The following is a 14186-nucleotide window of genomic DNA, read 5'->3' as shown; positions in this document are numbered from 1 at the left end:
GGGTGGGGGCGTTGCTGTTGTTGTTTTAACAAATCTAACATATTATCACCCCCCCCCCCCCCCCCCCCCCCCCCCCCCGCTCCCACATTAGATCGCTGCTGGATTGGAGAACATAAAAAAAGTGGCAACCGCGTCAACGGTTGCCACTTTTTTGAACGGCCGGATTACTCGCCGTAAACGTCGAAATTGAAGTATTTGTCCTGCACTTGCTTGTACTTGCCGTTGGCGCGGATTTCAGTGATGGCGGTGTTGAATTTGTCAGCCAGCTCTTTATCACCCTTGCGCACAGCGATGCCGGCGCCGCCGCCGAAGTACTTGGCGTCTTCGTAGGTCGGGCCTACAAACGCAAAGCCTTTGCCAGCGTCGGTTTTCAGGAAACCGTCGTCCAGGTTGACCGAGTCAGCCAGCATCGCGTCGAGGCGGCCAGCGACCATGTCCAGGTTGGCTTCCTGCTGGGAAGCGTAACGGACCAGGATAATCCCGGCCGGCTGCAGCACTTCCGTGGCGAAGCGGTCGTGGGTACTGGCGCGCAGCACACCGACTTTCTTGCCCTTGAGTTCGGTCAGCGGGTCCTTGACGTCGGTGCCTTCCTTCATCACGAAGCGCGCCGGGGTGTGGTAGTACTTGATGGTGAAATCGACGTTCTTTTTGCGGTCGTCAGTGATGGTCATCGACGACAGGATCGCGTCGATTTTCTTGACCTTCAGGGCCGGGATCAGGCCGTCGAACTCTTGCTCGACCCACGTGCACTTCACTTTCATCTGCTCGCACAACGCGTCGCCGATGTCGACGTCGAAACCAGTGAGTTTGCCGTCAGGGGTTTTCATCGAGAAGGGCGGGTAACCGGCCTCGATACCGATGCGGATCGGTTTGGCGTCGTCGGCCACAGCGGTCAGGGACAACATCGACAGTGCCAGGGCACCGAACATCACTAGCTTCTTCATTTATAACTCCTGTGTGCGGAGGCTTTTATTGGCAGCGTTCGATTATCAGCTTGCGGTCGGTAGCTTGTGGCTGGTGAAGACCGAAGTGGCCGGCAGTCTAGAGGGGCTTACGGAGGGCAAATTGTGTTTAAGCGACAAATACGTATAGAAAAGTGGTCGACGGATTGTGCTGTTTAGAGGTGTGCGCCATGGCGGTGCAAAGGCTGTCAGACAATCTCTGATTTCAGACAAATCCTACAAGTTATGGGGTATTGGTCCGACTGACGAGTCGCGCTGGCGATGAAGCATTTTTTGCGGCACATTGCCCTCCCTCCAGCCCTCATAGAGAAACGTGATGCCCACGTTGAACCTGATCCAGCACCACCCTGCCGAAGGTCCCGGCGCGATTGCCGAGTGGGCTGCGTCCCGAGGTGTGACGCTGAACATCTTTCGCGCAGACCTCGGGCAATTGCCGCTAGTGGGTGCGGCGCCGGTGATTCTGTTGGGCGGGCCTTATGAGTCCACTGCCGGACCGGCGTGGCTGGAAGCCGAACGTCAGTGGCTGGCGGGCAGCCTCGATCAGGGCGCTTCGGTGTTCGCCATTTGCCTGGGCGCGCAGTTGTTGGCGCTGAGCCTGGGCGGCACTGTGCGGCGGATGGCGCAAACCGAAACGGGCTGGACCACCGTGAGATTCGTCGAGGGGAAGACGCTGAAGGTGCTGGAGTGGCACGAAGATGCGATCGATCTGCCGGCGAATGCAAAGTTACTGGCCAGCAGTGATCAATGTGAGCAGCAGATGTACCGCGTGGGGCCTACGCGAGTGGGGCTGCAGTTTCATCCAGAGTGGAACGCCGAGTCGGTGGCCCTGCTGAATGAACACTTTGCCGATGAGTCGCCGTTGCCACGGGGTGAGCCGGACAGCGCCGCCTATGCAACCGTGTTCGAGTGGTTGCAGGCGACGCTGGATGAGTGGTGGGCTGAAGCGGTTTAAAGCAGCAAGATCAACATTCGCAACCGATCACGGCATTGATCGGTCGCTGGGCCGCCACACTCAACTCAAACCCTTCATCCAGCCACCCGGTCACCCCGCCGATCATTTCCTTGACCGGGTAACCCAACGCCGCCAGCTTCACCGCGGCCTTGTTGGCGCCGTTGCAGTGCGGGCCGGCGCAATAGACCACGAACACGCTGGTATTTGCGTAGGCCGCCAGACTTTCAGCCGTCAGCAGTCGCCCCGGCAGGTTGATCGCTCCCGGTACATGGCCACGCTCGAATGCGAGCGGACCGCGCACGTCCACCAGGACAAAATCCACCTCGCCGGCCTGTTGGCTGCCATAGACGTCGGAACAATCGGTTTCGAAGGTCAGACGGTTGCTGAAATGCATCAGGGCAATGGCCGATGGGGCAGCGGGAATGGCGCGAACCAGGCTGGTCATGGGTCGTACTCCAAAGTCTCGGTGGGTGTGAGAGGACTTTATCCGCCCGGCGCTTGAGGCTACAGTGGCGCACAAGACACTCACCGGGAACTTTCCGCCAAATGCAGCCCACCCCTGGATTGGTCGCAATCCTGGCCTACGACGGCCTGTGTACCTTCGAATTCGGTATCGCCGTGGAGATCTTTGGCCTGGCGCGGCCGGAATTCGATTTCCCGTGGTACGAGCATCGGATCGCCGCTGTCGATCAAGGCCCGATGCGCGCGATGGGCGGCATTCACGTGCTCGCCGATGGCGGCCTGGAACTGCTCGAGCAAGCCCGGACCATCATCATTCCCGGCTGGCGCGACCGTAGCGCGCCGGTGCCCGAAGCCTTGCTCGCGGCCCTGCGCCAGGCCCATGCCCACGGCGCGCGGTTGCTGTCGATCTGCTCGGGCGTGTTCGTGCTCGCGGCCACCGGATTGCTCGACGGTCACGGCGCCACCACGCATTGGCGCTACGCGACTGAACTGGCCGAACGGTTCCCGAACATTCTGGTGGACCCGGACGTGCTCTATGTCGATTCCGGTCAGTTGATCACCTCGGCCGGCAGTGCGGCGGGTATCGATGCTTGTCTGCATCTGGTGGCGCGGGACTTCGGCACCCAGGTGGCCAACGCGGTGGCGCGGCGCCTGGTGATGTCGCCGCAACGCACCGGCGGCCAGGCACAATTCATTCCGACACCGGTCAGTCCTACGCCGCGTAGCGATCTTTCGCGCGTGATGCAGTGGGCGCGCGAGCGCTTGCATGAACCGCTGGAGGTGCGCGAACTGGCCAGCGAGGCGGCCATGAGTGAACGGACGTTTCTACGTCGTTTCACCGAAGCCACGGGCATGCCACCCAAGGCCTGGTTGCAGCATGAGCGCCTCGGTCGGGCGCGTGAGTTGCTAGAGAGCACGAGCCACAACACCGATCAGATTGCCGAGCGCTGTGGTTATCGTTCGGTGGAGAGTTTCCGGGTGGCGTTTCGTAGCGTGGTCGGGGTGCCACCGTCGGTGTATCGGGAGCGGTTTGGGCGGGAGGTTAAAGCGATTTCTTGAGGTGACTTTGCGGGCCCCTTCGCGAGCAAGCCCGCTCCCACATTTGATCTTTATCGGTCACAGGATTTGTGTACACAGGAGATCTAGTGTGGGAGCGGGCTTGCTCGCGAAGGCGCCAGAACCGACACCGATTTTCTCAAGGCTTACGCAACAGATAGGTATCCATAATCCACCCATTGGCCAGCCTCGCAGCCTTGCGCACCCGCTCAATCTCATCCGCCACCTCCCTGAGTTTGCCGCTGATGAGGATTTCATCCGGCGTCCCCAGGTAGGCTCCCCAGTAAATTTCCGTCTCCTGATCCGCCACCTGATGGTAGGAATCTTGCGCATCCAGCATCACCACCAAACTGTCGGCATCACTCACCTGCCCCGCTGCCAGGCGCCGGCCAGTGGTGATCTCGATCGAGCGACCGATGCGATTCAGCGGCACCTTGTGCTGAGCCGCCAACGCCTGGACGCTGGTGATGCCAGGGATCACGTCGAATTCGAAGGCGCAGCGGCCTGAGGCCAGAATCGCCTGCAAGATCCGAATCGTGCTGTCGTACAACGCGGGGTCGCCCCAGACCAGAAAACCGCCGCACTGCTCGTCAGTCATTTCCTCATTGATCAGCCGTTCGAAGGTCAGTTGCTTGGCAAGGTTCAGATCTTCGACACTGGTCTTGTAGTCCACATCCCCACGCTCGCGCTCCGGGCTGTGGGCTTCGACAAAGCGGTAGTCGCGATCAGTGATGTAGCGCTCGCAGATCTCGCGACGCAGGTCGATCAGCTTGTCCTTGCTCTCGCCCTTGTCCATCAGGAAAAACACGTCGACGAGGTTCAACGCCTTAACCGCCTGCATCGTGATGTAGTCGGGGTTGCCGGCGCCGATACCGATGACCAGAAGTTTTTTCATCAAAATGTTTCCTCAGGGTCCATGCCCAGGAAGCGTATCCGCCAGCGGCCGTTGAACCGCAACTCGATGGCCGACAGCGGTTCAACGTCGATTAGGTTGAATGCCGGGCTTTGCAGCACGTGCGTCAGCGCAGCGCGAATGACAAACGGATGGGTGATGGCAACGACATGCCCCGGTGTCGCCGTCAGTGTGGTCAGCCACGCGGCCACGCGCTCAACCAGTTGCGCCACCGACTCGCCGCCGTGGGGCGCCGAGTCCGGATCATCGAGCCAGGCCTGGAGCGTTTCCGCTTCGGTTGTTTGCAAATCGTCGATCCGCGCACCTTTCCAGCGTCCGAAATCACAGTCACCCAGCGCCGCAATAATCTCCACATCACTGCCGAACAACTCCGCAGTCTGCCGGGTGCGCAGTTCCGGGCCACACACCAGGCGTGGTGTCCCCTTGAACTGGCGGCTACGGGAACCCTTGGCCGATGCACCATCCATCTCCAGGGGCTCATCCGTAGGAAAACGCGCCAGTTTTTGTGCGACGGTTCGTGCGTGGCACATCAGGGTCAAACGGGTTGCCTGCACTGAGGATCACTCTGTTGATAGGAAGGGAAACCGGCTTGCCGCCAATAATTGGGCAATTGTGCCGTAAGAAGGGCTTTTCGGGGGTGTTTCGTTTCAACCGCCAAGCCTGGTTCTCAAACACATTTCATCCAAGATAAAAGGCTACCTCCGATACCTCTATAGGCGATGGCCTACAAACTCTGTCGACATACGTGTAGCCCGCGTCAGACGGGCATTTCGCTCCATTGCGGGGCGTGGAAAAAGCGCACAAAAATTCACTAGACATAGAGCGGGCTATAAATAAATACTGATTAAACGGAACATCAATTGAAAAACGACACACCCATCCAGCAAGGAGCCCGGATGCCCTCTCTCAGCGATATCGACCACCGCCTCCGTTCTCCCAGAGCCAGATACGCGTCCGATCCGCACTTCAACAACCTGAGTGCGAACTTGGTGCTGCGCGCCTCACGTAACGGCTGACAAAAAAAGAGTGGCGCCTGATCTGTTCAAGCGACCGCTGATTCAACGCGTGGAAACCGACAGTGATAGTCAGGTTCGGTGCCAACCGCCGGGCCCTTTGATACAGGAGTGCATCCATGCTGGCTTTACGTCCAGTCGCGTTAACCGACCTGCCCCAGTTACAGCGACTTGCTCGCGAAAGCCTGGTAGGCGTCACGTCCTTGCCGGACGATACCGAACGCTTGCGCGAGAGAATCCTCGACTCCTGCGCCTCGTTCGATAAGGACGTCCAGGGTCACGGCCCGGAGAATTACTTCTTCGTGCTGGAAGATCTGAGTACCCGGCAATTGGTCGGCTGCTCGGAAATCCTCGCCACCGCCGGTTTCAGCGAACCGTTTTACAGCCTGCGCAATCGGCACTTCACCAGCGCCTCGCGAGAACTGAACATCGAGCACGGCGTACCAGCGCTGTCGTTGTGTCACGACCTCAGTGGCCACACTTTGTTGCGCGGGTTTCATATTGACGCGGCGTTGGTGCGAACGCCGTTTTCCGAATTGCTGTCTCGGGCGCGGCTGTTGTTCATTGCCGCTCATTCGCAGCGCTTTGCCGAAGCGGTGATCACCGAGATTGTCGGCTTCAGCAGCGATGACGGGCGATCGCCGTTCTGGGACGCCGTGGGCAAGCATTTTTTCGACCTGCCCTACGCCGAGGCCGAGCGGCTCTGCGGTCTGGAGAGCCGCACGTTCCTCGCCGAACTGATGCCGCAATACCCGATCTATGTGCCGATGCTGCCTCAAGCGGCGCAGGACTGCATCGGCCGAATCCACCCCGATGGCCAGGAAGCCTTCGATATCCTCGAGTGCGAAGGGTTCGAGACCAACAGCTACGTCGACCTGTTCGATGGCGGGCCGACGCTGTATGCCCGCACCGCCAACATCCGCTCGATTGCCCGGAGCCAGACCGGCATGGCAAAACCGGGTTCGTCCATCGATGCCCGTGGCCGCTATCTGGTGAGCAACGACGCGCTGAAAGACTATCGCGCCATCGTCGCCGAACTGGACTACAACGCCGGGCAAACCGTGGTGCTGAGCGAGGACATGTGCGCGGCACTGAACGTGACCGAAGGCAGCCCGATCCGGCTGATCGCCCTGTGAGCATCACCCGGCCCCGTGCCCAACGACGGCGCCCGAGCAGGCGCGAAGAAGGAGCTGCATCATGATTGTCCGTCCGGTTCACGTCACCGACCTGCCCGCCTTGCTGGCACTGGTGCGGCTGGCCGGTCGCGGGTTGAGCACCCTGCCGGCCAGCGAAGAACGCCTGGCCCACCGGCTTCGCTGGGCGCAACGGACCTTCGCCGAACAGGTCGAGCGCGCCGATGCCGATTACCTGTTCGTGCTTGAAGACGACGATCAGCAAGTGGTGGGGGTCAGTGCCCTGTCGGGGGCCGTTGGCCTGCGCGAGCCCTGGTACAACTACCGGGTCGGGCTGACGGTCAGCTCGTCACCGGACCTGGGCATCCAGCGGCAAATCCCGACATTGTTCCTGAACAATGAAATGACCGGGCAATCGGAAATCTGCTCGTTGTTCCTGCGACCTGATCAGCGCCAGGGCCATAACGGTCGGTTGCTGTCATTGGCCCGCCTGTTGTTTGTTGCCGAGTACCCGCACCTGTTCGGCGACAAACTCATCGCCGAACTGCGTGGCAGCGCCGACGAACAAGGCTGCTCACCGTTCTGGGACAGTCTCGGCCGACACTTTTTCAAAATGGATTTCAGCCACGCCGATCACCTGTCGGGGTTGGGCAACAAATCGTTCATCGCCGAACTGATGCCACGCCAACCGCTCTACACCTGCCTGCTCACCGAACAGGCCCAAGCGGTGATTGGCAAGGCTCACCCGAACACCGAACCGGCCCTGAAAATCCTCACGGCCGAAGGTTTTGCCCACAAAGGCTACATCGACATCTTCGACGCTGGCCCGGTGATCGAGGCGCCGATCTCGAAAATCCGCACCGTACGTGACAGCCAATCCCTGGTGTTGGCCATCGGCGCACCGGACGACGAGGCGCCAGTCTGGCTGATCCACAATCGACGCCTGGAAAACTGCCGCATCACCGCCGCCCCGGCGCGACGAGTGGGCAACAGCCTGATCGTCGACCGCCTCACCGCCAAACGCCTGCAACTGCAACCCGGCAACTCGGTACGCGCCGTGCCGCTGCTCAATCAACAGCAACAAGCCGCGGCCGCGTGATGGTTCGGGTTTGCGCCTGTCCTGTTAGAAAGCATCGTGGGTGATGAGGTTATTTTGTTAAATTCGTCATCATTCTCCCCCCGTTCACGTGATAGCCTTTTGTTCCTTCGGCGTTGACACTTTTGCTCAAGCCCTTCCATTCCATTGGTGGAACTCATATGTCCAGGCTTTCTCATCAAGATTTGCGCCGTAACTTCCGCGAGTTGTTCGCCTCCAACGCCTGCTACCACACGGCGTCGGTCTTCGACCCGATGTCGGCCCGCATTGCCGCTGATCTGGGTTTTGAAGTGGGGATTCTTGGCGGTTCGGTTGCGTCGTTGCAGGTACTGGGCGCCCCGGACTTTGCCTTGATCACCCTCAGCGAGTTCGCCGAACAGGCCACTCGCATCGGCCGTGTGGCGCAATTGCCGGTTATCGCCGACGCTGACCACGGCTACGGCAACGCACTCAACGTCATGCGCACCATCGTCGAGCTCGAACGCGCCGGCATCGCCGCCCTGACCATCGAAGACACCCTGCTGCCAGCCCAATTCGGCCGCAAGTCCACCGACCTGATCGGGGTGGCAGAAGGCGTCGGCAAGATTCGTGCGGCACTGGAAGCCCGCTGCGACTCGGAGATGGCAATTATCGCTCGAACCCATGCGGGGATTTTGCCGGTCCAGGAAATCATCAGCCGCACCCAGCAATATCAGGCGGCGGGCGCGGACGGCATTTGTATGGTGGGGATTCAGGACTTCAATCATCTGGAACAGATTGCCGAGCACCTGAGCGTGCCGCTGATGCTGGTCACCTACGGCAACCCGGCGCTGCGCGACGACAAGCGCCTGGCCGAACTGGGCGTGCGGGTCACCATCGATGGGCACGGTGCGTACTTTGCGGCGATCAAGGCGACGTACGACAGCCTGCGCGAACAACGGCAGATTTTTACCGAGGCATCGGACTTGAGCGCGACCGAACTGACGCATACCTATACCCAGCCAGAGGATTACATTCGTTGGGCGGAAGAGTTTATGCGTGTAAAGGAGTGAGGGTTCAGTGCTTTTGACGGTGTGAACCGATCCGACGCCTTCGCGAGCAAGCCCGCTCCCACATTTGATCTCTGTCGGTCACAAGATTTGTGTACACAGGTGATCGAATGTGGGAGCGGGCTTGCTCGCGAAGGCGCCAGTCGCGTCACCGCCAGGATTTACTTCTTGGCCAACTCCATAATCATCCGCGACAACAGATAAATCCGCGGCGCCACGCTCTCGACCTCGGCATATTCTTCAGGCGTATGAATATTCCCGCCAACAATGCCGAACCCATCCAGCGTCGGCGTGCCCACTCCCGCAGACAGACTCGCATCCGCCGCCCCACCGCTTCCTTCCTCGGTCAACTTGCGGCCAATCTCGCCATAAATCCCCTGCGCCATCGTCATCAACCGATCCGATTCCGGTGTCTGCGGCATCGGCGGCAAGCCGCGCTGAAGGGTGGTGGTGACTTCGGTATCGGCAATCAACTTATCCTTGGAAACCCGCGCCAGGTCCTTTTCGATCCGGTCAAACTCTTCCGGCACCGCCGCCCGCACGTCGGCCTTGGCCGTGGCCTGGTCCGGAATCACATTGGTCCGGTCGCCGGCTTTGATCACGGTGAAGTTGATGGTGGTTTTCTTCGCTTCATCGCCCAGTTTGCCGAGCTGCAAAATCTGGTGTGCTGCCTCCATGGCTGCGTTGCGACCCAGTTCCGGCGCGACACCGGCGTGAGCAGCCTTGCCTTTGACTTCGACGACGGCGGTCGCGCTGCCCTTGCGCCAGACCACCAGGCCGTCCGCCGGGCGACCGGGTTCGAGGTTGAGGGTGACGTCGTGGGCCTTGGCGGTTTTCTTGATCAGGTCGGTGGCGACGTCCGAGCCGGTTTCTTCACTGGCGTCGAGCAGGAAGGTGATTTGCGCGTAGTCCTTGAAGTCGAGGTTTTTCAGGACTTTCAGCGCATAGATCCCGGCGACGATGCCGCCCTTGTCGTCCATCACACCCGGCCCGTAGGCTCGGCCGTCCTTGATGTGGAACGGACGTTCGGCGGCAGAGCCTTCCTTGAACACAGTGTCCATGTGCGCCATCAGCAGGATTTTCGCCTTGCCCGTGCCTTTCAGGGTCGCGACCACATGGCTGCTTTTATCCGGCGTGTTCGCGACACGCTCGATGGCAAAACCGAGCTTTTTCAGTTCATCAACGGCGATGTCGCTGACTTGAGTCAGGCCCGGCTCATAACCGGAACCGGAGTCGATGTTCACCAGCCGTTCCAGCAATTTCAGGGCTTCGCCCTTGTACTGCTCGGCGTCGGCGAGGACTTGTTTGTGCGGTTCGGCGAAAGCGGCGGGAGCGAAGGCGCCAAGCGCGAGGGTCAGGCCCAAACTGGTGGCCAGCAGGGAACGAGGGAGTTTGAACGTCATGAATCGATCCTTGTTTCGTGTCGGGGAGCTCAAACCCTACCTGACTCAGCCGCATGGCTCCATACCGAAAGCGACGCCTATCGACTTGATTGATCGAGATCAAATGTGGGAGCGGCGGTGCGACGATTCGACTTGCTCGCGAAGGCGGTGCATCAGTCAATACCTGTGTCGACTGACCCACCGCATTCGCGAGCAAGTCGAATCGTCGCACCGCCGCTCCCACATTAGATTTGTGGTGAAGGGTCAGACCGAATTGAGTAATTCGTGTTGGGGCCTGCCGTCGTCGCAGCAGATAACCCGGTTGCGTCCGGTGGATTTGGCTTCGTACAGCGCCTGGTCGGCGTCGTTGAGCCACAGGGTCGCGTCGGTGTGGGCCGGGTTGAAGGAGGCCAGGCCGATACTCAGGCTGACTTTCAGCGCCGGGCTCTGCTCGTAACCCAGGGTGGCGAAGCGATCACGCAGGGCATCCATGGCGGCAGCGGCGCTGTTGAGCGGAAGGTCCGGGAGAATCACGCAAAACTCATCACCGCCATAGCGACCGGCGACATCGGCCGCCCGCAAGTTCTGCTTGAGCATCTTGCTCAGCTGACGCAGGACGATGTCCCCGGCAACGTGGCCGTAGGTGTCATTGATGGTTTTGAAATGGTCGATGTCGATCAGCGCAATCGCCCCGCCCTGCTGCTGGCGTTGGCAACGCTGGAACTCGACGTCCAGCCGATCCTTCCAGGCGCCGTGGTTCAGCAGGCCGGTGAGGCTGTCGGTGCGGCTCAAGGCCAGCAGTTCACGCTTTTGCCGACCGAGCATGTGCGCCTGGCGAAAGCAGATCCAGCCCAGCGCCAGCGGATACAAACCCATCAAGGGCAAACAGGCGTACAGCTGCAACTGACTGGTTTCAGGAATAAAGAGCGGCGTGAATATCAGCCAGCCGACGCCGACGCCAAGAACTTGTGCGACGGTGCCCGCCAGCAGGAATCGCAAACCGCCGATGGCCACATTGTTCATCGCCATCATGGAAATGGTGGTCGCGCTGGGCAGCGGATTGAAGTGCATGGCGGCGACCCAGAAGCCACCCAGAAACGCATCGACCAGCAGGTTGCGATGTTCGGCGTGATAAGGAATCTTCGCCCGACGCGCCCATTGATAGGCCAGGTGTGGCCAGATAAAGGCATTAAGCAGCATCACCACCCAAACCCACGGTGCCGGGTTGAGCGGGTACATTGCCGCGCCCACACAAAGCAGCCCGAGGGCCAACCCCAGGGTTCGCGATGTATAGAGCCTCCTGGCCAATGAAAATCCCTTTCCTCCCGTTTTTCCCATAGGGCCTCTGTGCCACTGAACGGAACCTGATCACACCGGGCCTGCGTGTGTGCCGGGAAGTCTATCAGGGCAACGTTAAATAGCCATCACCGGCCAGCAGTCTGAATACCGCGCTTGCTTTTGTAGGAGCGAGGCTTGCCCGCGAAGAACGATAACGCGGAATATCAGGCAGACCGCGTTATCGTTCTTCGCGGGCAAGCCTTGCTCCTACAAAAGCAACCGCATCTTGGCTATACATGAAGAGAGGGTTCGATCGACAACGATGACCAAGGAAGCCCATGCAAACCTTTCAAGTGTTGATCATCGGCAGCGGTTTTGGCGGTCAGTGCGCGGCGATCAATTTGTTGAATGCCGGCATCGGCGATTTTCGCCTGCTGGAACGGCGGGACTTTTTTGGCGGCACCTGGTGCCAGAACACCTACCCCGGCGCCGCGGTTGATGTGCCCTCGCCGCTCTACTCGCTGTCCTTCGCCCCTTACCGCTGGACGCAGATGTTCGCCGAACAGGCCGAACTGCACCGCTACACCCAGTACGTGGTGGAACATTTCGGCTTGCGCGACAAGGTCGAACTGCAGGCCAATGTCGAGCGCATCGAATGGGATGACGAGCGCAAACACTGGGCAGTCCACACCACCGGCAAAGGTACGTTCTACGCGCAGTTCCTGATCAATGCCACCGGGCCGCTGAGCCAACCGGTCGTCCCACGCTTCGAGGGCCAGGAGCGGTTCCGGGGCAAGACTTTTCACACCAATAATTGGGATCACGCCTACGACTATCGGCAAAAACGTGTAGCGATTGTCGGCAGTGGCGCCAGTGCGGCCCAGGTCATCCCGGCGATTGCGCCGCAGGTCGATCACTTGCATGTGTTCCAGCGCACGCCCCATTGGGTATTGCCCCGCGCCGATCGCACGTTTGGCCGGTTCCAGCGCTGGTTGCTGGGCCTGAAACCGGCCTACACGCTGTTGCGCTGGATGATTTACTGGCAGTGCGAAAGCCGAGTGATTGGCTTCAAGTATTCGACACTAGTGATCCGCATTGTCCAGCGACACGCCTTGCGGTTTCTCAAACGGCAAGTGCCCGACCCGGAACTCAGGCGAAAACTGACGCCGGATTACACCATTGGCTGCAAACGAATCCTCCTCTCGAGCACCCTGTACCCGGCACTCGGCCGCAATAACGTGACGCTGCACTGCCGCGAGCAAGGCATCGCTTCGATCGACGAAACCGGGATTTTCACTGAGGACGGCCAGCACATCGACGTCGACCTGATTGTGTGGTCCACCGGTTACGACGCCACCGACGGGGTGATTTCCTACCCCGTCAGCGGCAAAAACGGCACCCGGCTCACAGATGTCTGGGCCCAGTACCCGCGAGCCTATCTGGGCACCAGCCTGCCGGACTTTCCCAACCTGTTCATCGTCACCGGGCCGAACACCGGCATTGGCCATACATCGGCGCTGTTTATCATCGAATCCCAGATGAATTACATCCTCGATTGCATCCGTACACTGAAAGATCAAGGTTTGCGCAGTATCGAAGTACGCCCCGAAGCGGAACGTACCTACACTGAGATGATTCATCGAGAGATGAAACGTACCGTGTGGAAGTCCGGAGGCTGCCACAGTTGGTATCAAAGCAAGAGCGGTCATGTGATTGCTATATTTCCAGGGTTCAGTTTCAGCTATCACCGGTTGACCCGGGCGCTGAAACCCGCCGATCACATTTTGTCCTGATCTCGTAGAAGGAAGTCGCCTGATGCTTGTGTTGGTTGTCGCAATCGCGGTTTTCGCGGCCTGGAGCTGGTTGAGTTACCCGGCCATCGGGCACTGGCTCTATAACCTGAATATGGCGGTGGAGGCCAAGCTGTATCGGCTGCACAAGATTGTCGTGCCGATCACCGAAATGACCGTCTCCACCTGGCAAGGCGGGCCGTACGAAGCCTCCAGCAGCGTGCTGATGCTTCACGGGTTCAGCGCCGACAAGAACATCTGGCTGCGCTTTGCCCGGCATTTTGTCGGCAACTATCGGGTGATCATCCCCGACATCGCCGGCCATGGCGAAACCGGCTTCAAGGCGGGCGGCGGCTACGACATTCCCTTGCAGGCGAAACGGATGATCCAGTTGCTCGACGTCTGCGGAGTCGAGAAGGTCCATGTGATCGGCAACTCCATGGGCGGCTACATGGCGGCGTGGCTCGCGGCCACGTACCCGGATCGCATTGTTTCGGTGGCCCTGATCGACCCGGCCGGCGTCACCGCCCCCGAAGCCAGCGACCTGGAGCGGCATCTGGCCAAGGGTCATAACCCGTTTCTGATTAACTCCCGGGAAGAATTCCGCCGACTCTATGCCATGACCATGGCCGAGCCACCGTGGGTGCCGGGGGTGGTGCTGGACGCTATTGCCCAGCGATATGAACAGTGTCGCGATGAGCTGGAAGAGATCTTCAACGGCTTCCGCGCCAGCCCGCCGATGGAGCCGATACTCCCCGACATCAAGGCCCCGGCGCTGTTGCTGTGGGGGCACAAGGATCGCTTGATCGATGTCAGCAGCGTGGCGATCTGGAGCAAAGGCATCGAAAATCTGCGAGTGGAAGTCTGGGACCACATCGGCCACATGCCGATGGTGGAACTGCCCACGAGCACGGCGCGCCTGTATGGGGAATTTTTGTCATCGCTGCGCTCGGAAAGCCGTTCTCACCTGTAACTGCTGCCTAAATTCTCTGTAGGAGCTGTCGAGCTTGCGAGGCTGCGATCTTTTGATCTTGCCTTGCAGCGATTCTGACTGGGGCAAGATCAAAAGATCGCAGCCTCGTTTCACTCGACAGCTCCTACAGGGGCCATAGTTGCTACGA

13 protein-coding genes are annotated in these 14186 nt (G+C 59.9%); 7 read left to right on the top strand and 6 right to left on the bottom strand.

Annotated features, from left to right (window positions below; all coding sequences use genetic code 11):
* Window positions 1-164: 164 nt before the first annotated feature.
* Entirely contained in the window at window positions 165-944 is a 780-nt protein-coding gene (locus tag ACIPL2_RS15920; RefSeq protein WP_401357788.1) for an ABC transporter substrate-binding protein, read from the bottom strand.
* Between the two features lie 334 nt (window positions 945-1278).
* On the opposite strand from ACIPL2_RS15920, the gene ACIPL2_RS15915 reads away from it, so the two are divergent.
* A complete protein-coding gene (locus ACIPL2_RS15915) occupies window positions 1279-1914 on the top strand; it encodes a type 1 glutamine amidotransferase (protein WP_401357786.1) in 636 nt (211 codons plus the stop codon).
* Between the two features lie 10 nt (window positions 1915-1924).
* On the opposite strand, the gene ACIPL2_RS15910 is transcribed toward ACIPL2_RS15915, so the two are convergent.
* Complete coding sequence (locus tag ACIPL2_RS15910) at window positions 1925-2359, bottom strand: rhodanese-like domain-containing protein (protein ID WP_401357784.1); 435 nt, start codon at window positions 2357-2359, stop codon at window positions 1925-1927.
* 101 nt (window positions 2360-2460) lie between these two features.
* On the opposite strand from ACIPL2_RS15910, the gene ftrA reads away from it, so the two are divergent.
* Window positions 2461-3435, top strand: a complete 975-nt coding sequence (ftrA, locus tag ACIPL2_RS15905) for a transcriptional regulator FtrA (RefSeq protein WP_401357783.1) — start codon at window positions 2461-2463, stop codon at window positions 3433-3435.
* Window positions 3436-3571: 136 nt separating this feature from the next.
* On the opposite strand, the gene cobF is transcribed toward ftrA, so the two are convergent.
* Both cobF and ACIPL2_RS15895 read right to left on the bottom strand, forming a co-directional pair.
* Window positions 3572-4327, bottom strand: coding sequence for a precorrin-6A synthase (deacetylating) (gene cobF / locus ACIPL2_RS15900; protein WP_401357781.1), 756 nt, complete (start codon window positions 4325-4327; stop codon window positions 3572-3574).
* Window positions 4327-4899, bottom strand: coding sequence for a histidine phosphatase family protein (locus ACIPL2_RS15895; RefSeq protein ID WP_401357779.1), 573 nt, complete (start codon window positions 4897-4899; stop codon window positions 4327-4329). The genes cobF and ACIPL2_RS15895 overlap by 1 nt, the downstream gene beginning before the upstream one ends.
* A gap of 578 nt (window positions 4900-5477) precedes the next feature.
* On the opposite strand from ACIPL2_RS15895, the gene ACIPL2_RS15890 reads away from it, so the two are divergent.
* The 3 genes from ACIPL2_RS15890 to ACIPL2_RS15880 all read left to right on the top strand — a co-directional run bounded on the left by ACIPL2_RS15890 (window position 5478) and on the right by ACIPL2_RS15880 (window position 8618).
* The gene (locus tag ACIPL2_RS15890) at window positions 5478-6494 is read left to right on the top strand and encodes an arginine N-succinyltransferase (RefSeq protein WP_401357777.1); all 1017 of its coding nucleotides are present in this window, start codon (window positions 5478-5480) and stop codon (window positions 6492-6494) included.
* 61 nt (window positions 6495-6555) lie between these two features.
* Window positions 6556-7590 (top strand): arginine N-succinyltransferase, encoded by a 1035-nt coding sequence (astA, locus tag ACIPL2_RS15885; RefSeq protein ID WP_401357775.1) that lies wholly within the window; start codon window positions 6556-6558, stop codon window positions 7588-7590.
* A gap of 158 nt (window positions 7591-7748) precedes the next feature.
* Entirely contained in the window at window positions 7749-8618 is an 870-nt protein-coding gene (locus ACIPL2_RS15880) for an oxaloacetate decarboxylase (RefSeq protein WP_059402873.1), read from the top strand.
* 158 nt (window positions 8619-8776) lie between these two features.
* On the opposite strand, the gene ACIPL2_RS15875 is transcribed toward ACIPL2_RS15880, so the two are convergent.
* Window positions 8777-10018 carry a M20/M25/M40 family metallo-hydrolase gene (locus ACIPL2_RS15875; RefSeq protein WP_401357773.1) on the bottom strand — a complete coding sequence of 414 codons (1242 nt, stop codon included), beginning with the start codon at window positions 10016-10018 and terminating at the stop codon, window positions 8777-8779.
* 243 nt (window positions 10019-10261) lie between these two features.
* A complete protein-coding gene (locus ACIPL2_RS15870) occupies window positions 10262-11335 on the bottom strand; it encodes a diguanylate cyclase (protein ID WP_401357772.1) in 1074 nt (357 codons plus the stop codon).
* A 278-nt stretch (window positions 11336-11613) separates the two neighbouring features.
* Between ACIPL2_RS15870 and ACIPL2_RS15865 the strand changes: the two genes are divergently transcribed.
* Together ACIPL2_RS15865 and ACIPL2_RS15860 are read left to right on the top strand one after the other, a co-directional pair.
* Window positions 11614-13068: a flavin-containing monooxygenase gene (locus ACIPL2_RS15865; protein WP_401357771.1), complete on the top strand. Its 1455-nt coding sequence runs from the start codon at window positions 11614-11616 to the stop codon at window positions 13066-13068.
* 22 nt (window positions 13069-13090) lie between these two features.
* On the top strand, window positions 13091-14038 hold the full coding sequence (locus ACIPL2_RS15860) for an alpha/beta fold hydrolase (protein WP_401357769.1): 948 nt from the start codon (window positions 13091-13093) through the stop codon (window positions 14036-14038).
* Window positions 14039-14186: the final 148 nt, after the last annotated feature.

This window comes from Pseudomonas sp. NPDC086251, assembly GCF_044746405.1.
Taxonomy (GTDB): domain Bacteria; phylum Pseudomonadota; class Gammaproteobacteria; order Pseudomonadales; family Pseudomonadaceae; genus Aquipseudomonas.
Note: the sequence above shows the minus strand (reverse complement) of the source record. Positions and strands in the feature narration are given on the sequence as shown.

Bases quoted from the DNA above. Each gene is read 5' to 3' on its own strand.
- ACIPL2_RS15920 (WP_401357788.1), bottom strand. From the start codon at position 944: ATGAAGAAGCTAGTGATGTTCGGTGCCCTGGCACTGTCGATGTTGTCC.
- ACIPL2_RS15915 (WP_401357786.1), top strand. From the start codon at position 1,279: ATGCCCACGTTGAACCTGATCCAGCACCACCCTGCCGAAGGTCCCGGC.
- ACIPL2_RS15910 (WP_401357784.1), bottom strand. From the start codon at position 2,359: ATGACCAGCCTGGTTCGCGCCATTCCCGCTGCCCCATCGGCCATTGCC.
- ftrA (WP_401357783.1), top strand. From the start codon at position 2,461: ATGCAGCCCACCCCTGGATTGGTCGCAATCCTGGCCTACGACGGCCTG.
- cobF (WP_401357781.1), bottom strand. From the start codon at position 4,327: ATGAAAAAACTTCTGGTCATCGGTATCGGCGCCGGCAACCCCGACTAC.
- ACIPL2_RS15890 (WP_401357777.1), top strand. From the start codon at position 5,478: ATGCTGGCTTTACGTCCAGTCGCGTTAACCGACCTGCCCCAGTTACAG.
- astA (WP_401357775.1), top strand. From the start codon at position 6,556: ATGATTGTCCGTCCGGTTCACGTCACCGACCTGCCCGCCTTGCTGGCA.
- ACIPL2_RS15880 (WP_059402873.1), top strand. From the start codon at position 7,749: ATGTCCAGGCTTTCTCATCAAGATTTGCGCCGTAACTTCCGCGAGTTG.
- ACIPL2_RS15875 (WP_401357773.1), bottom strand. From the start codon at position 10,018: ATGACGTTCAAACTCCCTCGTTCCCTGCTGGCCACCAGTTTGGGCCTG.
- ACIPL2_RS15870 (WP_401357772.1), bottom strand. From the start codon at position 11,335: ATGGGAAAAACGGGAGGAAAGGGATTTTCATTGGCCAGGAGGCTCTAT.
- ACIPL2_RS15865 (WP_401357771.1), top strand. From the start codon at position 11,614: ATGCAAACCTTTCAAGTGTTGATCATCGGCAGCGGTTTTGGCGGTCAG.
- ACIPL2_RS15860 (WP_401357769.1), top strand. From the start codon at position 13,091: ATGCTTGTGTTGGTTGTCGCAATCGCGGTTTTCGCGGCCTGGAGCTGG.